We start from the raw sequence: 19852 nt of genomic DNA on the forward strand, positions 1-19852 counted from the left end.
AGTTTATAGTTTTCCTTCAAGATTATTAATATTATTTGCATGCTTAATAATATTCTTTCTGATTTCTTTACAAAGTTTTTTATCAAAAGATACCTCTTCTCCTTTTACCCTAAAATATTCTTTTCCATCTTTATTTTTTATCAATTCTGCATGAGCAAATTGATTTCGAACATTAATAATTTCATTTTTAAAATCATTAATAAAATTATCTAATCCTTTTTTATTAATTATTTCTGATAATACATTTGCTCTTTGAGCAGATGTCAATAAAAGTGGATCTTTCAATATACTGTTGATGTTATTGTTTTTTTTACTCTTTTCAGATAATTTAAATTTTCTACCAAAGAATGAAACTAACTCATCATACAGTGCAACTCTTACCTCATCGTCATTTTCATTAACATATAGAGAAACCATATCATATGTTTTGGCATCAAGACTACTCGTCTCTTGCATTATCATTCCACGCATACTAACAATATGTTGAAATTTTGCTATAGTTAATTTTATTAATTCAATAATTGAATTTTCTAATTCTCGATAAGCACTTGCTCCATCCATTTGATGAAAAGTTATTCTATTATTATTAACTAATTTAATATCCGAAAACTCACTATTCGCTGAGTAAAAAAACACTTCAGTTAAAATGTGTTTTTCATCCCTTACAAAGTCGATAACTTCATTACCATGACTATCGTTTAAATTTAAATCAGTTATAATTAAATCAAAGGTGTTATTTACCTCATATATTGTTTTAAACTCTTCAAAGTCTTCGGCTGTTTCAATTGAAACATTAAAAAACTCATCTGCTAAATAATCATTAATCTTTTTTTTTATTCCTTGAAATGGTTTATCTTCAATTTTATCTTCAACCCATATTATTCTGTAGTCTAGTTTCATAACGGAAATTTTATAAGAAATTCTACTCCTTCGTTAGATGGTACTAATTCAATTTTTGAATTGTATTTTTCTAAAATATTTTGAACATGATATAATCCTATACCAGAACCATTAGTTTTACTATATCTAAACTCAAATATTCTATTAACTATGTCCTTTGGAATACCATTACCGTTGTCTTTAAAAAACAACAATAAGTCTGACTTATCTTTCTTCCATTTAAGATTAATTTCAGTTGATTTTGCTTTTCTACTATTGGAAAATAAATTATCTAGTATTACAGTAATTTCAAAAGGACGAAATTTCATTTCTTTTTTCAAACTGGTTTCTTCTATAGATATATTTATAGGTCGTTTACTATGAATAAAGGAATCAGCAGGCTTGTAAATATTAATTACATAATCATTAATAAAAGACACTAAATCATTAGTTATCCTTTCTGCCTGAGTATTAAATCCTGCCATGGTAACAAAGCGTGATGCACTTACAATCCTCTGAACTTCAAGACTTATATCTTTTACATTATCGATTAACTCTTCTTTAGGTTTATCACTATTAATTGAATCAACTAATGAATCTAAACTCCATGTTATATTTCCAGCAGTATGAATAATTTGGTGCTGTAAAGCCAATAAATCTTTCTTTTCTCTCCCTTCAACAGAATTATCAAAAAGTTTTTCTGCAATTTCTCTATCTAATTCAGATTTTAACTCTTCATTTTCAATATACTTCTGAAGAGCTTCTTCTTCTGCCTCTTCTTTTCTACTTTTTAAATCTGAGAGTTTCTTTTCAACATTCTTAATAGTCTTCTTTACCTCTTCTTTATCAAATTTATCTGAATCTATTTTTTCTGATAATTTTTTTAAAGTTCCTTGAGCTGATTTTTCGCTTTTTGAATCTAGTATTTTTAAAATATTAGGAGAAACTTCAAAAACCTTTACTGATTTTGAGTTTGATATAGATGATATTAGCTGACTCAAATTTTCATTTACATTAAAAACTCTTTCATTTTTAGTTCCTTTATTTTTAATAAATGATTTATTGATATTTATGTAATCTTCATCTGACAGGAAATTTCCCCAATCCGTAATATCAATAGTATATTTTTCTAGTTTTTTTAATGTTTCATAAAAATGTTTTTCTAAACTAAAATATGATGATGTTTTAATAAAGCCATCACCTCTACTAGAGGTTTCTTTCAAGTTATCATTTTCACCAGAAATAGAAATATACCCCAGAACTTCTCGCGTACCAAGATTTCTTGCATAACCTTGACTCTTCCTTACGTCCATTTTAAAAGGGTCTTCACCACGTTGTCCATAAGGATAAACTCTTAATCCATTTTTATAAACTAGAATATGACCATACTCCACAGGCTGTACTCCCATTCTCCTACTAAAAGTGGATTTTGCTGATTGATTCATAAAGAAAATAGAGTAATGAATATCTTTTAAACTATGATAAGGGTTTTCCTCTTCTATTTTATAGACTAATTCTCCTCCTTCAAATAATCTAGTAATTATTTTGTTTTTTAAAATATCGGATTCAATATAACTTGTTTTTAAGTGTAGTGTTTCAAAAATAGGATTCTTAATTTCACCATTAATTATTTTAAAATAATTAATTTCAGAATTTTCTAAGCTGTCATTATCAAACTTCTTTTTATTTTTCTTTTTTTGAAGAAGATCTCCTTCTATCTCATCATTGACTTCAAGAAATATTTTGAATGAATCATCAGCTTGAATAGCTGATGGGTTAATTAAACGTGCTAGTGAATCTTTTAAATCTTCAAATTTTTTTCTATTCCATTCACTATGTAGGTTTGAAATTTCCAAAACCGTCCCTTGGTTTAAATTGTATGAACTTTTATCCAATGTTTCATGAAGTACACTTACATTAACAAATTCATTATTGTTATCCTCTTCAAACTTATTCCAGTCAGTAATAAGTACCTCTATTTTTGCATTTTCTTCATCTTTTAATGTTTCTAAATAGAGTTCGCTCCCAAGCCTGTCACAAGAAAACCTACCTATACCTTTAGCACCAGCATATGCTCTTTTTACTTTTATTCTATCCCTATAATTTTTATAACTATCTTCTTCATCTCCTTCTTTCTTTGATGAACGAGCTACAAAAAGCCACTTATCAAGTAAGTCTTGATAACTCATTCCTTTACCATTATCCTTTATTATGATTTTGGCATTGTCAGAATAAATATTTTCGAAAATCACATCCACTCTTGTTGCGTGAGCATCATATGAGTTTTTGACCAATTCAAATACAGCTATAAAATCATCAGTAATTAAATCTCTACCAATAATATTTTTTAACGCGGAACTTATTTTAAACTGTAAAGGTTTTTTTTGCATTAAGATATAAGTCGTTTTAAAACCAAACCTGCCTGTTCCCCAAATAATGGTGGAATAGCATTTCCAATTTGTGAATATCTAGGTACTTCTTGTGTTCTTCTTTTACCCCCTGTGGTATATTTTCCTTTAAACTCATAGTTATCTGGAAATGACTGAATACGTGCATATTCACGAACTGTCATAATTCTAGGTTCACAGTAATGTATATAATCATCTGGTAAAGTGGTGATCGTTGGAGTTGGCTTATTTGCATCTAATATTTTTGTACTACTTTTTTTTAATTGAAAACGTTCTCTATAAGTAGCACTTGTTAACTTTTCATCCAATGCTATTTGGAATCTATTCCTAACTATGTCAGTGTGTTTCGCAAATCTATGACTATCTACTTTACTATCTTTTCTTTTATATTTTCTAGCATATTTTTGATATTCAGATCTCACTTCTCCATAAACTCCCGCTTTAAAATTTGGAGTTTCAGACTCAACCTGTCCGTTAGCTTGTAACAAATCTGAGATAGCATGTTCTAAAGTAGGATTAACAACTAAGTTTTTATTAATTAAAAACTGTTCTTTATTTTTTAAAATTTCATTAAAAAAAGTTTCTTTATTTATAGAGGTATTTTCTTTTAAAAAATCATTTCTAATACCTACTAAAATAAATCTTGTTCTCTTTTGAGGAACTCCATAATCAGCAAAATTTATAAGATGCCCTTGAACTAAATATCCTTTATTGGTAAGTTCTTCAATTACATGTTTTGAATATGCTTTCCCTTTTTTGTTGTTTTGCTTAAATCCTTGTGTAAAACCTTTTACGTTTTCAAAGAATATCAATTTTGGCTGTACTAAATCTATAAATTCTATATAAGAATTTATCAAATCATTCCTGGAATCATTTTCTATTCTTCTACCAGCCATTGAAAAACCCTGACAAGGTGGTCCTCCGGCAACTAGATCAATACTTCCTCTTAATGATTTTAGATTATCAGAATGACTTTCTATAACTTTATTAATATCATGATGTTTTTGTGCTAACCAGTTTGGCCATTCAAAGTGTTTTTTACCTTTTATTAAATTATGTTCTAACGTTTTAAACGCATCTTCACTTTTTTCAATAGCAAACACACCTTTCCAACCTGCATTATGTAAACCCAAAGAAAGGCCTCCACAACCAGAGAATAAATCAATGTATGTATTAGAGTTGTTCATGATAAAATATAGTAAATTTCAAAATCTTAAAAAAAGCTACAATAGTTTATACAAACTATATGGAGCGAAACATCAATATGTCTATTTATTAGTAATAAACTAAAAAACGAGTTTTTATTTGATTTTACAAAGATATTAACTAGTGTACTAAAAAGTTAACGATCTCCTATAAATTTATCCATTAGTTTTCTTAATTCTATCGCTTTTTCTTTTGTTAGCTGAATATTTTGTTTTGAACCATTTTTTCTATCATAATCCCCCATAGCATAAGTTCTTATTTGAAAATATTCATTATTAAAAATTACATCCGAAATTACCTCACCACCCCTTGTATTGATGTTACTCTGAGATTCTTTTATAATTTTTCCTATTATAGCCATACTTTTTATTGCAATATAATAATTTGAAAGAATAAAAAAACATTTAATCACTCACATCCCTCATATAATGCAGATAGAATGCATTCACAAAACAGCAATCTCCTAAAATAAGCCTAAATAATTGAGCAACTCTAGTATATAGGGAGCTAATAAAGCGGTTAGCACACCGTTTACAATCAATCCAATGCTAGACATGGCTCCAAAGTTTTGACTAATTTCCATAGATTTAGAAGTTCCCACTACATGTGCAGCGGTTCCCATAGATATTCCTTGAGCCAAACTACTTTTAATTCTGGTAAACTTCATAATTCCGTACCCAAAAATAGATCCAAAAATTCCAACCAAAATTACAACCGATGCGGTTAAAGGTGGAATTCCGCCAATGGTTTTAGAAACTTCCATGGCAATAGGTGTAGTCACCGATTTGGGAGCTAAAGACAAAATAATATCTCTGGGTGCTCCCATCCATTTGGCAATTAAAACAACAGACACCACTCCTACCAAACAGCCTACTAATTGAGAAACCAAAATAGGAACTGCTTGTATTTTTATTTTATCTATTTGTTGATACAAAGGAACTCCCAAAGCCACAATGGCAGGTTTTAAGAAAAACGCTATCAGCTTACTTCCTTTGTGATAGACTTCAAAATCAATCTTAAAAAGAAACAGAAAAGAAATAATCATGATAATAGCCACCAAAATAGGATTCAACAAAATAATACGTGTTTTTTCCTGTATTTTTTTAGCCGTAAAAAAGGCTACAAAAGTTAGCGTAACAATAAAAACATCATTTTCAAAAAAAAGGTTCATGGCTTAGTGTTGTGAATTTTTATTCTTTTTAGGCAACACGTGTTTGTTATCCATAAACAATTGATGTGTCCATCCTGTAATGGCTAATACCAAAATAGTACTGACTAAAGAAGCTGTTAAAATTGGCCAAAAAGAAGCTTGAATAACTTCTAAATACAACATAATTGCAACTCCTGGAGGCACAAAAAAGAATGCCATGTTTTGTGTTAAAAAGTTAGAAATTCCGCTAACCGTACTACTTTTTACCCAGCCTAATTGCAAAAACAAGGTCAACAATAACATACCTATAATACTAGACGGTAGTTTAACACCCGTTACATAAACAATCAACTCTCCTATTAACAAACACACTAGAACAATTACAACTTGTTTCATCTTATTGTTCTTTAATGATTGATAACAACTCCAAAGGATGTGCGATCATAAAATCAGCACCACTCTCCTCTAATTCTTCTTGGGTTCTAAATCCCCACAAAACACCAACGGCTTGCATATTAGCATCCTTGGCAGTTTGCATGTCTACTTCGGAATCTCCCACAAAAAGAATGTCTTTTGGGGCTATTCCTAACTCTTTTGCTATTTGCATAGCTTTGTTCGGATTTGGTTTTTTAAGGGCTTCGGTAGTCAATCCTATGACTTGACCAAATTGCCAATTGCTTAGCACTTCGGATACTACTTTTTTAGTCAACAACTCAGCTTTGTTAGAAAATACAGCCAAAGGAATAGCTTTGGTTGACAAAGCCGTTAAGAGTTCCGAAATTCCGGCATACATTTTTGTGTTCTGAGTACAGTGTTCTCCATACACCTCCATCATTTCTTGTAAAGTACTTGCTATAAAAGCATCTTGTTTGTGAGTTACCGGAACTGCTTTGCTTACCAAGTCTCTAATTCCGTGACCTATAAATCCTTGATAATCGGTTAAGCTATGTGTTGGGAAATGGTGATTTTTAAGCACAATATTCATAGACATAGCAATGTCTTCTAAAGAGTTTACTAAAGTTCCATCTAAATCAAAAATTACGGCTTTTACAAACATGTAGTTTGTTTTTGTTGATTACTATCTTCAAAATTAAACTATTTAGCACAGCTATTCATGCACAAAACAAACGCTTTTTATCTGTTTGAAACAAGAGTGGTCCTATTGCCACCACTTTTTATGGTGATGTGTTTTGTTTAAAGAAAAACGTTCTCCAATGCTAGGCACTATATAAGGTAATTTTTCTGTGATTGCTTTTTGCTCAAAACGATCCATAGAATCTGTCCAACCGTGAGGTGCCAAACGAAAGGCTCCCCAGTGAATTGGCATTGCTATTCTTGCTTGTACATCTTTAGCTGCTTGTACACTTTCTTCGGGCATCATGTGAATTTCACTCCATGCTTGATTGTACTGTCCACATTCAATCATCGCAAAATCAAAAGGACCTAATTGCTCTCCAATCGTTTTAAAATGGGTTCCATAACCACTATCTCCACTAAAATACAAATTGTATTGTTCCGATTGTAAAGTCCATCCTGCCCATTGCGTAGCATCTTTATCCGTCAGCCCTCTACCCGAAAAGTGTCTGGCGGGTGTGGCTGTAAAGTTTAGATCCTCTAATAAATGTGCTTGCCACCAATCTAATTCTACAATATGATCTGCAGGTACACCCCAACGCTTTAAATGAGAACCTACTCCTAAGGGAGTGATAAACAAGGATACTTTATCTTTTATTTTACGGATGGTAGGATAATCCAAATGGTCGTAATGATCGTGAGAAATTAACACCACATCTATATCTGTAAGTTCTTCTACAGGAATGGGCTGTTCATATGTAAAACGTTTAGATCCCAAAGGAATGGGCGATGCTACGGCTCCAAACATAGGATCTATTAAAATACGTTTTCCTTGCATTTCTATTAAAAAAGACGAATGCCCAAACCAAGTAATATAAGTTGAATCTATTTGTTGGCTTGCGTTTAATAAAGAGAACTTAGAAGGTAAAGGCTGTGTAGGTTCATTCCCTTTACTTCTATACATTTCTGGCATTTTTGTAAGCGCTTCCCAAATATCACCTGTAGTGGTTTGTACCAAATTCACAAAAGATGTTTCTCCGTAATTAGGAGACTGTTGCATGCGTATTAAATCGGCTCCTTTGGGGGGCATTCCCATTTGTGGAGATAGGTTTACAAAAATAACAACACCTACAATTAGCACAAGAACCAATCCTAGTAGAGAAATAACGAGCATTTTTACTGTTTTTTTTATTTTTTGATACATATAGATAATTATAAAGAGCTTAGAGAACGATATTCGTTGGGAGCGTATCCTGTTTTAGACTTAAACAAACGACTAAAATAATGCGGATAGTTAAATCCTAACTGATAAGCAATTCCGGCAATGGTATCGTCTTTACTCAATAATAAAGTTTTGGCTTTTTCTACAATAAAATTATGGATGCTATCCTTTACACTATACCCCGTTTCCTTTTTTAACAAATCGCTTAAATAGTTGGGTGATAAATGTATGTTTTCTGCAAAGTATTCCAAACTAGGAACTCCATTCTTCGCAAACAAATCATGTTGATAATAGTCTTTTAATAGCTGATTAAAGCTTGCCACAACATCAGAATTTTGAGCAGAACGGGTATTAAACTGTCTTTCGTAAAATCGAGTAGCATAATTTAAAATTAGCTCTAAGGTAGAAGCAATTACAGTTTGACTATGATTGTCTATACGTTCCAACGTTTCATTCTTAATGAGTTGTACACAATCGGTCACAATTTTTTCTTCGGCTTGTGATAAATGTAAAGCTTCGTGTACATCGTAAGAAAAGAATTTGTAATTGTCTATTTTTGCCCCCAAAGGAGTATTTCTAATCAAATCCGGATGAAAAAACAACATCCACCCTTCTACAACTTTTTCAACCTGATCTTTATGAGCTGTTACTACCTGATTGGGAGCCATAAAAATTAAAGTTCCCTCATTAAAATCGTAGGTATTTCTACCATACTCCATCCCACAACTTTTGTCTTTTAAAGAAATGGAATACAAGGAGGTTTTTATTTTTTTTCCCATCAAACTAGGATCTATTTCACAAGTAGAAACATCTATCAAACTAATTAAAGGATGAAGTGTTTTATCCAAACCAAACACGCTATGTAATTGATGGATTGATGCTATGTGTTGTATTTCTTCTTTCATTCCTATAACTCGTTTGCTATACGCTTATACAAAGATGCGGATATATATGTTGAGAAGATAACACAAATCACTTATTAAAAAACACAAATAAAGGAATTCCTATTCATCATGATTAGAATTCGTTCTTGTGTATAGACCTAAATATAGTGTCTCATATTTCCTTTTTCTATCTATAAAACATCCTTTCTCAAAAAGCAGCTAGTGCAATTTTAAAAAGCTACGTTGCTTTTCCTGAAGAGCAACGTTTCTCTTTACCAAAAGGTGCTGTGCTCTTGCTTAAAAGGAACGGTTCTCTTTACAAAAAGCTCAGTTCCTTTTTTAGGAACTCTATTTGGAGTATATTTTAAAAACAGGCATTGACAACTCGTACTGAGTTACTATCGAAGTAGAGTCGAGATGTAGAGGTTTAATTGTAGTAAAAAAAATCCTCTTTAAACAAGTATTATGGTTCTCGACTTCGCTCGAACACCCTGTACCTATATTAAAATATTTATTTACAGACACTTAACGCATTCCTTATGATCATCGAGTTGCCTGTACTGAGTTACTATCAAACTAGAGTCGAGATGCCCAACACTATGAAAAACAAAAAATTCTTATTTTAGTGTAAAAAATGCCAGGATATGTATACATCTTAGAATGTTCTGATGGAACATATTACACAGGAAGTACAAGAAATTTAGAAAGAAGATTAGCAGAACACCAATCTAAAAAAGGAGCTAATTATACCAAAACTAGGTTACCCGTAAAATTAGTCTTTCAAGAAGAATTCTTAAATATTGCAGATGCTTTTTATTACGAAAAGAAAATTAAGAAATGGTCACAGGCTAAAAAAAAGGCTATGATTGAAAATAATTGGAAACTCTTACCTCTACTTTCGGAATGTAAAAATGATACGCATTTTAAACATCATAAAGAAACGTAATAAGTTCTCAGCACAGGCTTCTTGAACGCATTATTTTCAGTTAAAAAACATTTCTGTTTAAAGAAGTATTATAGTTCTCGACTCTACTTCGGCTCAGCTCAGTACAGGCTTTCACGAACACCCTATAGTCCTTCTCAGAACTATTCAATCAACTAAAGCAAAGCTTGTTTTAAAACCGTTACAGCATGTACACTTTCTCTTTTCGTACCATCTTTAATTTGATGTCTACAACTGGTTCCCGAGGCTACAATAACAGTATCTGCTGCTGTATTTCTTACTTTAGGGAATAAGGTATCTTCTCCCATTTGCATGCTTACTTTGTAATGCTCTTGCTCATAACCAAAAGAACCTGCCATACCACAACAACCTGTGTTTAGAACCGTAACTTTGTAATTGGGAATTACATTCAACATATCAAAGGTATGTTTGCTATTGCTCAATGCTTTTTGATGACAATGCACGTGTATTTTAACTTCTTTTTCATCAGCCTTAAAATCACTTGGACGTATATTTTTCAAAGCTATTTCATTCGCTATAAACTCCTCTATAGTAAAGGTGTTTTTAGCTAGGTTTTGAGCTTCTTGTTTGTTGCTTGCTAATCGAATATACTCATCTCTAAAAGATAGAATAGCTGATGGTTCTATACCCACCAACGGACTTTCCTCCGAAACCACAGGAGCAAATACCACTATGTTTTTTTGTGCTACTTTTTTAGCTTCCTTTAAAAATCCTTTAGAAATATAACTTCTACCACTTTGTTCATGCTCTAAAAACACAGATTGATATTGCAAACTTGCTAATAGTTCCAAAGCATCAATTCCAATTTGCACATCGTAATAGTTGGTGAATTCATCTTTAAAAAAGTAGATTTTTTTTATAGGATTCCTCACCTGTAAAGCTTCTAGATTGTTTTCTATCCACTCCGCTAAGGTTTCTCGCTGCAAACTAGGCAAACTACGTTCTAAACTCACTCCTAATAATTTTTTGGCCAATACCGTATTGCTAAACATATTCACCAAACCTGCAAAAACAGCCAATTTTTGGTTCACATCTATAATTTTAGCAAACAATTTATTTCGGAAAGAGTAATGATTCGCTTCTTGGTATTGATACAGAAACTCTGCCTTTAACGTTGCCACATCTACACTACTCGGACATTCACTCGCACAGGCTTTACAACCTATACACAAATCAAAAACCTCTTTTAAGGTTTTGCTATCAAACTTATTTTTAGCCGTATTATTGGTTAATACTTCTCTTAACGTATTGGCTCTTGCTCTGGTAGTATCTTTTTCGTTTTTGGTAGCTCGGTAACTAGGACACATGGTTCCTCCTGCTGCTACAGATTTTCTACAATCTCCAGAACCGTTACATTGCTCAGCCAATTTTAAAACTCCTTCATTTTCAGAAAAATCAAATAGGGTTGAAATGTTGGGTTCAGCTCTGTCAACTTCGTACCTTAAATTCTCATCCATTTTATAAGGATCGATAATTTTCCCTTGGTTAAAAATGTAATTTGGATCAAAAAGCTCTTTCAATTCTTTTAACAACTGATAGTTCTTAGCTCCTACCATCATCGGAATAAATTCGGCACGTACAATTCCATCACCATGTTCTCCACTTAAAGAACCTTTGTATTTCTTAACCAATTTGGCCACACTGGTGGTAATTTCTCTAAACAAAACTACATCTGATTTTACTTTTAAATTTAGAATAGGACGTAAGTGAATTTCCCCTGCTCCTGCATGTGCATAATACACGGCTTGTTGCTTATAGTCTTTCATCATTTTAGAAAAATCCGCAATAAAGTTGGGTAAATCTTCCAAACTTACCGCCGTATCTTCTATACAGGCTACTGCTTTTTTATCGCCTACTAAGTTTCCTAAAGCCCCCAAACCTGCTTTGCGCAACTCATGAATTCCATTAATTTTTGTTCCTGTTACCTTTGGGTGTGCATAACCAAATTGATGTGCTTCCAAATCTGCAATTACAGCATCTGCTTGTTGTTGGGCATCTTCCATAGAAGTTCCTGCCACTTCTAACATTAACACCGCAGCAGGATCCCCTACCAAAAAGCTTCTATTTTCTTGTTGGGAACGTATTGTTTTGGTACAATCTAAAATCAATTTATCCATCAATTCGCAATTGTACAATTGATGTTGCATAGCCACCACAACCGATTCCATACAGGATTGAATGCTATCAAAATGAGAAGCAATCATAATATTGTGTACAGGTGGAATTTTATCTAATTGCAAAGTAATTTCTGTAGTAAAAGCCAAAGTTCCCTCACTTCCACATAAGACCTTTGCTAGGTTGATGGTCTTTTCTGTTCCTCCAAACAATTCAAACTTTAACAACTCGTCTATAGCATAACCGGTATTTCTTCTGTGAATGTCTGGTTTAGGGAATTCTTTTATAATTTCTTGCTGAACATCTTCTTTAGAAAAGGTACTTAAAATCTGTTTGTATATTTTTCCTTCTAAAGTTATTAAGGTTGATTTTTCTAGAAATTCATCAGCCGTTAGCGTTGTAAAAACAACTTCACTCCCATCACTTAATAAAGTTTGCAAACGGATAATTTTATCACGAGTAACCCCATAGCGAATAGAAGTAGTTCCAGAACTGTTGTTTCCAACCATTCCTCCTATCATACACCTGTTTGCAGTAGAAGTATTGGGTCCAAAAAACAATCCATCAGCTTGTACATAACGATTCAAATCATCACGAATAACTCCTGGTTGAACCGTAATTTGATGTTGCTCTTTATCGTAGGCAACTATCTGAGTAAAATGTTTAGAAACATCTACAATTAAACCATCACCCACACATTGTCCTGCCAAAGAAGTTCCGGCTGTTCTAGGTACCAAACTTATTTTTTGCTGATTGGCAAAAGCTATTAATCTCTTTAAATCCTCTATAGATTTTGGAAAAGCAACTCCTAAAGGAATTTTTCTATACACAGAAGCATCGGTTGCATAAATTCCTTTATGTAGTGCATCTATTTTTAGACTTCCTTCTAATTGTTTTGCTAGTTTATTTATTGCTTTTACCATAACCATCAAAAATAACGAATTGTTATTATTTTTATGAGGTAAAGTAGGGTAAAATAACTGTAAATTGTTTTATAATAAACCCCCTGTAAATATGACTCTTAGCTCAAGACAAAAGAAAAAGAAAACTCGAATTTTATTTCAATATCTGATTTTATTTGTAATTGCCTGTTATATAATTTTTAGCATGAGCTCCTGTAGTAGCAATGCACATAAATTAGTAAATGAAGATCCTGAAACAACAGAAACACCTACAGATAACGATTCTGAAGATGTGGTTTACAATCAAAATGTAGCAACACCTAATGTTTTATTAATTATTGCAGATGATATGGGTATGGATGCCACACCTTATGCCACACAATTGAGTTCTATAAAACCTTATATGCCTAATTTAGACAAGTTAACGGCTTTGGGAGTTCGTTTTCAAAACACCTGGTCTTACCCTAGATGCACCCCAACAAGAGGAACTATTATTACAGGGAAACATGCTGTAGCTACCGGTTTATTATCTCCTGGTGATGATATCAACAGTAAGGAAACCACTTTGCAATCTTATATAAATACCAACGGAACAACTACGTATGCCACTGCATTGTTAGGAAAATGGCATTTGTCTACAGATTCTACAGATCCAGAAAACTTAGGTATTGATAGTTACAAAGGAAATACCCGAGGAGGTTTAGCAGATTATTACAATTGGGATTTACATGAAGATGGAACTACTACAAGCATTAGCAATTACTACGGAACAACTGCTTATACGGATTATGCCATAGATTGGATTAATGCGCAAACAGAACCTTGGTTTTGTTGGTTGGCCTACAATGCAGCACATATTGAATTTCACACTCCAAAAGATAGTTCACTCTACACTCATACTGGAAGTGATTTGTTAGATATGTACATACAGATGTTAGAGGCCATGGATAGTGAAATGGGAAGATTGCTAGAAAGTATTCCTAAAGCACAATTGGCAAATACCACTATTATTTTTGTGGGAGACAATGGAACTCCAGCTCAAGTTGCACAAACTCCTTTTAGCAGAAGTAAGGCCAAAGGCTCTTTATACAACGGAGGTGTAAATGTTCCTTTAGTTGTGGCTGGTGCTAATGTAACTAGACAAAACCAAAGTGAGCAAGCTTTGATACAAACTACAGATTTGTTTGCTACCATTGCTGATCTGTGTGGATTGACCAACGTAAACACTACAGAAAGTATTTCTTTTAAAACTTTACTAAGCCAAGAAACTAGTCATACCAGAAACTATTTATTTACCGAAGGATTGAATAATGGTCCTGCCTTTGGAGGTTATACCCTTAGAGACTCAACTTACAAATACATTTATAATGAAGATGATGATGAACATTACTTATACAATGTTATTACAGATTATTCAGAAACCATAAATCTATATGATGGAGATTTAAGCACAGAAGAACAAACTGCTTTGACCAACTTACAAGCTGAATACAACAGAATTAAAGGAATCAATTAATAATCTATAGGTTCAAAAAAAAAGCCCTCATAACTAAAGTTATAAGGGCTTTTTTTATTTCTTAAACTAAAAACTATTTATTTCCTTTTAGTTTTTCATTTACTTCATCAATAGCTACTTGTTTTTCTGCAAAAACAATCAGCACATCTCCTCCTAAAATTACCGTAGCACCATTAGGGGTAATGTAAGAATCATCACGTTTAATCATGGCAATAATAGCGTGTTTAGGAAAGCCTAAATCCACTATTTTTTTATCTGCTGCATAATGATCAAACTCTATTTCTATTTCTTGCATTACCGTTTTAGGATTGTCTTTTAACAACAAGTCTGTAGGGTGTGGTTTCTTTTCTCCATTAGGTAATACAACATCTAACCATTTGGCTACTACAGAAAGTGTTGTTCCTTGAATAATCACTGAAGTTACAGAGATAAAGAAAACAATGTTAAACATCATATCGGCCTTTTCTATTCCTTCTAATAAGGGATAGGTAGCAAATACAATAGGCACCCCTCCTCTTAGTCCTACCCAAGAAATGTAAGCACGTCTTTTGTTATTCATTTTAAAGAAACTCAAACTAAGAAATACACTTAGCGGACGAGCTACAATAATTAAGAACAAAGAAATCATCAATCCTATTCCAAAAATAGGCAATACTCTAGATGGAAAAACTAATAATCCTAAAGTAAGGAACAATACAATTTGCATTAACCAAGCAAATCCATCGTATACTTTTAGAATGGTTTTTTTGTGAATTAAGTTCTGATTTCCTAAATAAACAGAACAAATATAAATGGCTAAAAACCCATTTCCTCCTGCAAAATCTGTAGCAGAAAAAGTGATAAACATTAACGCAATCACCAAAACAGGATACAGCCCTTCAAAATCTAATTTTATTTTGTTAATAATGTATTTACTCAACTTTCCAAATCCAAAACCTAAAGCAGCTCCCAACAACATTTGTTGTAAAAACATAGGAATAATGCTCAATATGCTTTGATCTTGGTTAACCACCAAGCTTAGAAAAGCAATGGTTAACACATAAGCCATAGGGTCGTTACTACCACTTTCTAACTCTAGCGTAGGTCTTAAATTGGTTTTTAAAGCCAAGTTTTTAGATCGTAAAATAGAGAAAACGGCCGCAGCATCTGTAGAAGATACAATGGAACCTAAAAGCATACTTTCATAAATGGTAAAATCGGTAATCCACCAAACAAAAGTTCCTAGTCCCACAGCCGTTAACAAAACCCCTAAGGTTGAGAGTACAATTCCTTCTTTTAAAATAGGCTTTACCGTGTTCCAGTTGGTATCTAATCCCCCAGAAAATAGAATAAAGTTTAGAGAAACAATTCCTATAAACTGTGTGATTTTAGGATCATCAAACTGAATTCCTCCAATTCCATCAGACCCCGCTAGCATTCCTATGGTTAAGAATAATAATAAAGTAGGTACTCCAAACTTATAAGATGTTTTACCTACAATAATGCTGATAAACAATAATAAGGAACCTATTAAAAGAATATTTTCAATGGTTAAATTCATAGACAATCTTTATGTACGGATGAGCGTTTATTTAAATCCTTTAGGAGTCTTTACCTGACATTAAACTAGAAATGACTTGGTATTTTGGAAACTGATCTAAAATAATTTTGACAATTACCGTAATAGGAATTGATAAAATCAACCCAGGAATTCCCCAAATAAATCCCCAAAACATTAACATCACCAAAATGGTAATTACATTAATAGAAAAGGTTTTTCCCATAAAAATAGGTTCTAACACACTTCCTAATACAACCTGTACTCCTGTAATGGTAATTACAAAAAACAATAAGGTACTCATAACATCTATTTCTACCAAGGCAAACAAAGCCAATAGCGCAATAGACACAATGGAACCAATCATTTGTATAAAGTTTAATAAAAAAGCCAACAATCCCCAAAAGATAGGAAAGCTCACATCAAAAAACACACAAGCCAAACCAAAACCAATTCCCGTAAACAAACTGATGATGAATTTTACTTTTACAAACGTAATAATGTCTTTTTCTATTTTTCTAAACGTTTTAACCGATGCGTGTTTTTGTTTAAAAATGGTACTGTTTAATAATTTTTCTACATTGATGGAACCTGCCAATAATAAAATGGCAAAAAACAAGGTCATTAAAGACATAGAAATTACATCTCCTACAAAGTCTAAAGAAGGACCTATTTTACCTGCAAGATTATTTCCTTGTAAGTAATGATTCATCAAACTATCTCCTTCTACTCTAACCACTCCAAAATAGTTTTCAATCAGTATAATTAAATCCACAATTTTGGTTTCTGCTTTTTCAAAAAAAGAACCATTTGCTTCTAAAATTTCATTACTAGATAATTGAATCAACACTCCACCAACTCTAAACACTCCTGCTATAATTAAAACCACCACTGGGATGCTGACAAACTTAGGAATGCTTTTTTTATTAAACCAACGCATTAAAGGCAAGAATAGCAAGGCAATAAACATGGCCAACACTAAAGGTATAAAGATAAAAGATAAGGTTTGTAATAAGTAAAAAACAAGAGATATCACTATTATTAACAATAGGATATTGGTGGTTCTAGTATCTTTCATTCGCTTATTTTTTTGGATAATTTTTAACTCAAAAATACATAAATCTAAGAGTTAAACAGGTAAATTTATTTAGGACTTTAATTAATTTTATCCTGTTGGAAGCTATTGTAATATTTGTATGCTTTTTTATCCATAAAAAAACAGGCAGTACTTAAAATGTACTGCCTGTTTTCTCTTTAAAATTTATAAAAAAATAAGCTAATTTTAAAGCTGTTCTCTAGCTATTTAATTCCTTCATAATTTCTGAAAAAGCAGTGATAGCGTACAATCTATCTTGAGCATTGTACATATTACTAGTAATAATTAATTCGTCTGCTTGAGTTGTTTTTAAAAAAGTCCTCACTTTTTCTTTAACAGTTTTTTTGCTACCAACAAAGGTGTACTTAATCATACTTTGAACAGAAGGGTGTTGAGCAATTTCTTTTAAATCGGCTGTCATTTCTGTAGGGGGAGCTAAATACTCTCTTTTTCCTGTAAACATTCCTATAATCATTCTTAAAGAAGATGTATACAAACGTTCTGCTGCTGCATCTGTATCTGCAATCATAATGTTTACACCAGCAATTACATAAGGATTGGGAGTTGTTGCTGAGGGCACAAACTCTTTACGATAAATGTCTAATGCATTTTCTAAATGCGTACTAGCAAAATGACTGGCAAAGGCATAAGGATATCCCTTTTTGGCTGCCAAATGCGCACTATCTGTACTAGAGCCTAAAATATAAATAGGCACTTCTAACCCTTCTGCAATTACAGCTCTAACTGCTGAGCTACTATTTTCTTCTGAAAAAAAATCTTCTATACGAGCAACATCTGCTGGAAAGGAATGAGCGGCTTCTAAAAAATCTGATTTTATAGCTACAGCCGTTTCTCTATCTGTACCTGGAGCTCTTCCTAAACCTAAATCAATTCTATTTGGATACAAAGCCCCCAAAGTTCCAAATTGTTCCGCTACAATTAACGGAGAATGATTAGGCAACATGACACCACCAGATCCCACACGAATGTGTTGAGTTTGTTGTGCTACATGACCTATTAAAATAGTAGGAGCATTACTCCCCACAGCTTTCATGTTATGATGTTCTGCAAACCATATACGTGTATAACCTAAATCCTCTGCCTTTTGAGCTAGGATTACCGTATGCTCAAAAGTTTCTTTTACACTAGTTCCTTTAGATATAATTGCTAATTCTAAAATAGAATAGGCTGTCTTTTTTGTACTCATTTTGCTTAAGGTTTCTTTGTACAAATGTAAAAAAGAATACGGTTCTTAAAGATTTATAACCTAAATAGAATCTAGTTTTTTGTCTATTTTAAATGTCGTCCTCGGGGTTGGTCTCCTTTGTAGAGAACCTCTTCTGAATGTAAAAAATTTGCTGCAGCTGCGGAGTCTTTTACCTTCACAGCACTACGTTCTATCATTTCTAATTCAAATTCATTTAAGACACTTTTTCTGATTCCTTGCTTTCTCCACTCCGACTTGGGTCTACATCCTTTTGAAATGTTACGAGCTAAAGACAAGGCATCTAACAAAGCTTGATTGGCTCCTTGCCCTTTAAAAGGACTCATAGGATGAGCCGCATCTCCAATTAAAGTAATGTTTTTTCCATGTGTCAACCATTCTGGTTGTAACAATTCCCGATCGTAAACAGGATACCCCGAAATTTGACTTTCTTGAGTAGCTTCTAGAATTTGAGGAATGGGATGATGCCATTGTGTTCTGCGACAAGCTTCTTGTTTTAACGCAACAACTCCTTGTGCACTTAGTTCTTTAGCCTCTTGTTCTAGCATTGGAAAACTAAGTTGCCACATTATGGTATCTGATGTATAAGGCATCATGTAAATACGTTCTGTACCATTGGCTGTTTGAAATACCGTAGCTGCATCTAACAAAGTACTTTCTACATTTTTAAGGGCCTCTAAAGGACAAATTCCTAAAATTACGATGCAACCTAAATAACGTAAAGGAGTTTTTTCCTCTCCTATTAATAGTTTTCTAACTGCACTGCGAATACCATCTGCTCCTACAACAAGATCTGCTGTTGTTTTCTTTAGTTCTCCGTTGACCTCAAATGTCAAATCCACACCTTCCTCATGTTCTTTAAGATGAATGAATTGATGCCCCCATTGTACCCTATCATGTTCTTTTAACTGTTTTAACAAAGCCAAACGCAAAGACTGACGTGGAATGTGAATATTGGTTCGTTTAGGGCTGGTTTTTACATCAGACTCCATCCACTTTCTCATGCCCCATTCCCCTATCACTTTACCCTCGGTAGTATGTACCAAATGCCTTGTAGATACAACTCCATCATCTAAATAAAAAAGACCAAAACCTTCTATAGCTTTACTCGCTTGTTGTAGCGTTAATCCATAACCTTGTGATCTTGCATCAAAACTAGGATCACGTTCATAAAGCGTAAAAGGAATTCCACGATGCAAACAAGCAACTGCCAAAGCAACACCTCCAATCCCCCCACCTACAATAGCAATGTGTGGATAATTTTGAGGAGCGACCACAGGGAAATTGGTAGCAGGAACAACACCTGCACCTTTGCAATTTGGGCAAACATATAAACTAGCCTTAGGAGGAATTGGAGCTACCCCCTCTTGATTAGAATTGTGAAATTGTTCTAAAGCTAGTTGATACTGAAGTCTAACTTTTTTACGAATTCTCCTCTTTTTTTTACCAAGTCCATTACACTCTAAACAAACTGTCCAGTGTTCTTCTTTCTTTAGTTGTTTATTCACTCTTCTAGTTGTTTAATGGCTTCTTGATTCTTTCTTGTATTTCATATTTCAAATATATTAGTTTGAAATTTAAAAGAACACTCCGAACTTATTAGGGGCTAAAATATTCTTAACTTTATAAAATTCACTTGCAAATAAACACTGAAAACACATTTTTTTATATACG

16 protein-coding genes are annotated in these 19852 nt (G+C 32.9%); 2 read left to right on the plus strand and 14 right to left on the minus strand.

Going from position 1 to position 19852, the window contains the following annotated elements; translation table 11 throughout:
* Positions 1-3: 3 nt before the first annotated feature.
* From GGR97_RS07225 to GGR97_RS07265, 9 genes are all read right to left on the minus strand, one after another.
* Positions 4-900: a response regulator transcription factor gene (locus tag GGR97_RS07225; protein ID WP_167897853.1), complete on the minus strand. Its 897-nt coding sequence runs from the start codon at positions 898-900 to the stop codon at positions 4-6.
* The gene (locus GGR97_RS07230) at positions 897-3269 is read right to left on the minus strand and encodes a sensor histidine kinase (protein WP_167897854.1); all 2373 of its coding nucleotides are present in this window, start codon (positions 3267-3269) and stop codon (positions 897-899) included. Before GGR97_RS07230 ends, GGR97_RS07225 begins: the two co-directional genes overlap by 4 nt.
* Positions 3269-4474 carry a DNA cytosine methyltransferase gene (locus GGR97_RS07235; protein ID WP_167897855.1) on the minus strand — a complete coding sequence of 402 codons (1206 nt, stop codon included), beginning with the start codon at positions 4472-4474 and terminating at the stop codon, positions 3269-3271. The genes GGR97_RS07230 and GGR97_RS07235 overlap by 1 nt, the downstream gene beginning before the upstream one ends.
* Before the next feature lie 155 nt (positions 4475-4629).
* Positions 4630-4854 (minus strand): hypothetical protein, encoded by a 225-nt coding sequence (locus GGR97_RS07240; RefSeq protein ID WP_167897856.1) that lies wholly within the window; start codon positions 4852-4854, stop codon positions 4630-4632.
* A gap of 102 nt (positions 4855-4956) precedes the next feature.
* Complete coding sequence (locus tag GGR97_RS07245) at positions 4957-5664, minus strand: LrgB family protein (protein WP_167897857.1); 708 nt, start codon at positions 5662-5664, stop codon at positions 4957-4959.
* A 3-nt stretch (positions 5665-5667) separates the two neighbouring features.
* The gene (locus GGR97_RS07250; RefSeq protein ID WP_167897858.1) at positions 5668-6039 is read right to left on the minus strand and encodes a CidA/LrgA family protein; all 372 of its coding nucleotides are present in this window, start codon (positions 6037-6039) and stop codon (positions 5668-5670) included.
* Position 6040: 1 nt separating this feature from the next.
* A complete protein-coding gene (locus tag GGR97_RS07255; protein ID WP_167897859.1) occupies positions 6041-6700 on the minus strand; it encodes an HAD family hydrolase in 660 nt (219 codons plus the stop codon).
* A 102-nt stretch (positions 6701-6802) separates the two neighbouring features.
* Positions 6803-7891, minus strand: coding sequence for an MBL fold metallo-hydrolase (locus tag GGR97_RS07260; protein WP_209272336.1), 1089 nt, complete (start codon positions 7889-7891; stop codon positions 6803-6805).
* A 38-nt stretch (positions 7892-7929) separates the two neighbouring features.
* Positions 7930-8844 carry a helix-turn-helix domain-containing protein gene (locus tag GGR97_RS07265; protein ID WP_167897861.1) on the minus strand — a complete coding sequence of 305 codons (915 nt, stop codon included), beginning with the start codon at positions 8842-8844 and terminating at the stop codon, positions 7930-7932.
* A 613-nt stretch (positions 8845-9457) separates the two neighbouring features.
* Between GGR97_RS07265 and GGR97_RS07270 the strand changes: the two genes are divergently transcribed.
* Complete coding sequence (locus GGR97_RS07270) at positions 9458-9769, plus strand: GIY-YIG nuclease family protein (RefSeq protein ID WP_167897862.1); 312 nt, start codon at positions 9458-9460, stop codon at positions 9767-9769.
* 152 nt (positions 9770-9921) lie between these two features.
* Here the strand turns inward: GGR97_RS07270 and GGR97_RS07275 are convergent, their stop codons facing one another.
* A complete protein-coding gene (locus tag GGR97_RS07275) occupies positions 9922-12831 on the minus strand; it encodes an FAD-binding and (Fe-S)-binding domain-containing protein (RefSeq protein ID WP_167897863.1) in 2910 nt (969 codons plus the stop codon).
* Between the two features lie 178 nt (positions 12832-13009).
* Here GGR97_RS07275 and GGR97_RS07280 point away from each other — a divergent pair, with 178 nt between their 5' ends.
* Positions 13010-14320, plus strand: coding sequence for a sulfatase-like hydrolase/transferase (locus tag GGR97_RS07280; protein WP_167897864.1), 1311 nt, complete (start codon positions 13010-13012; stop codon positions 14318-14320).
* 73 nt (positions 14321-14393) lie between these two features.
* Here GGR97_RS07280 and GGR97_RS07285 read toward each other — a convergent pair whose 3' ends face one another.
* From GGR97_RS07285 to GGR97_RS07300, 4 genes are all read right to left on the minus strand, one after another.
* A complete protein-coding gene (locus GGR97_RS07285) occupies positions 14394-15860 on the minus strand; it encodes a potassium/proton antiporter (RefSeq protein ID WP_167897865.1) in 1467 nt (488 codons plus the stop codon).
* Between the two features lie 40 nt (positions 15861-15900).
* Entirely contained in the window at positions 15901-16935 is a 1035-nt protein-coding gene (locus tag GGR97_RS07290; protein WP_167897866.1) for an AI-2E family transporter, read from the minus strand.
* A gap of 217 nt (positions 16936-17152) precedes the next feature.
* Positions 17153-18160 (minus strand): LLM class flavin-dependent oxidoreductase, encoded by a 1008-nt coding sequence (locus GGR97_RS07295; protein WP_167897867.1) that lies wholly within the window; start codon positions 18158-18160, stop codon positions 17153-17155.
* Positions 18161-18243: 83 nt separating this feature from the next.
* Entirely contained in the window at positions 18244-19686 is a 1443-nt protein-coding gene (locus GGR97_RS07300) for an FAD-dependent oxidoreductase (RefSeq protein ID WP_167897868.1), read from the minus strand.
* Between the last annotated feature and the right edge of the window lie 166 nt (positions 19687-19852).

The sequence above is a fragment of the Wenyingzhuangia aestuarii genome, assembly GCF_011927765.1.
Classification (GTDB): domain Bacteria; phylum Bacteroidota; class Bacteroidia; order Flavobacteriales; family Flavobacteriaceae; genus Wenyingzhuangia; species Wenyingzhuangia aestuarii.

Bases quoted from the DNA above. Each gene is read 5' to 3' on its own strand.
- GGR97_RS07280 (WP_167897864.1), top strand. From the start codon at position 13,010: ATGAGCTCCTGTAGTAGCAATGCACATAAATTAGTAAATGAAGATCCT.
- GGR97_RS07290 (WP_167897866.1), bottom strand. From the start codon at position 16,935: ATGAAAGATACTAGAACCACCAATATCCTATTGTTAATAATAGTGATA.
- GGR97_RS07235 (WP_167897855.1), bottom strand. From the start codon at position 4,474: ATGAACAACTCTAATACATACATTGATTTATTCTCTGGTTGTGGAGGC.
- GGR97_RS07255 (WP_167897859.1), bottom strand. From the start codon at position 6,700: ATGTTTGTAAAAGCCGTAATTTTTGATTTAGATGGAACTTTAGTAAAC.
- GGR97_RS07260 (WP_209272336.1), bottom strand. From the start codon at position 7,891: ATGCTCGTTATTTCTCTACTAGGATTGGTTCTTGTGCTAATTGTAGGT.
- GGR97_RS07245 (WP_167897857.1), bottom strand. From the start codon at position 5,664: ATGAACCTTTTTTTTGAAAATGATGTTTTTATTGTTACGCTAACTTTT.
- GGR97_RS07265 (WP_167897861.1), bottom strand. From the start codon at position 8,844: ATGAAAGAAGAAATACAACACATAGCATCAATCCATCAATTACATAGC.
- GGR97_RS07270 (WP_167897862.1), top strand. From the start codon at position 9,458: ATGCCAGGATATGTATACATCTTAGAATGTTCTGATGGAACATATTAC.
- GGR97_RS07285 (WP_167897865.1), bottom strand. From the start codon at position 15,860: ATGAATTTAACCATTGAAAATATTCTTTTAATAGGTTCCTTATTATTG.
- GGR97_RS07230 (WP_167897854.1), bottom strand. From the start codon at position 3,269: ATGCAAAAAAAACCTTTACAGTTTAAAATAAGTTCCGCGTTAAAAAAT.
- GGR97_RS07240 (WP_167897856.1), bottom strand. From the start codon at position 4,854: ATGGCTATAATAGGAAAAATTATAAAAGAATCTCAGAGTAACATCAAT.
- GGR97_RS07250 (WP_167897858.1), bottom strand. From the start codon at position 6,039: ATGAAACAAGTTGTAATTGTTCTAGTGTGTTTGTTAATAGGAGAGTTG.
- GGR97_RS07225 (WP_167897853.1), bottom strand. From the start codon at position 900: ATGAAACTAGACTACAGAATAATATGGGTTGAAGATAAAATTGAAGAT.
- GGR97_RS07295 (WP_167897867.1), bottom strand. From the start codon at position 18,160: ATGAGTACAAAAAAGACAGCCTATTCTATTTTAGAATTAGCAATTATA.
- GGR97_RS07275 (WP_167897863.1), bottom strand. From the start codon at position 12,831: ATGGTTATGGTAAAAGCAATAAATAAACTAGCAAAACAATTAGAAGGA.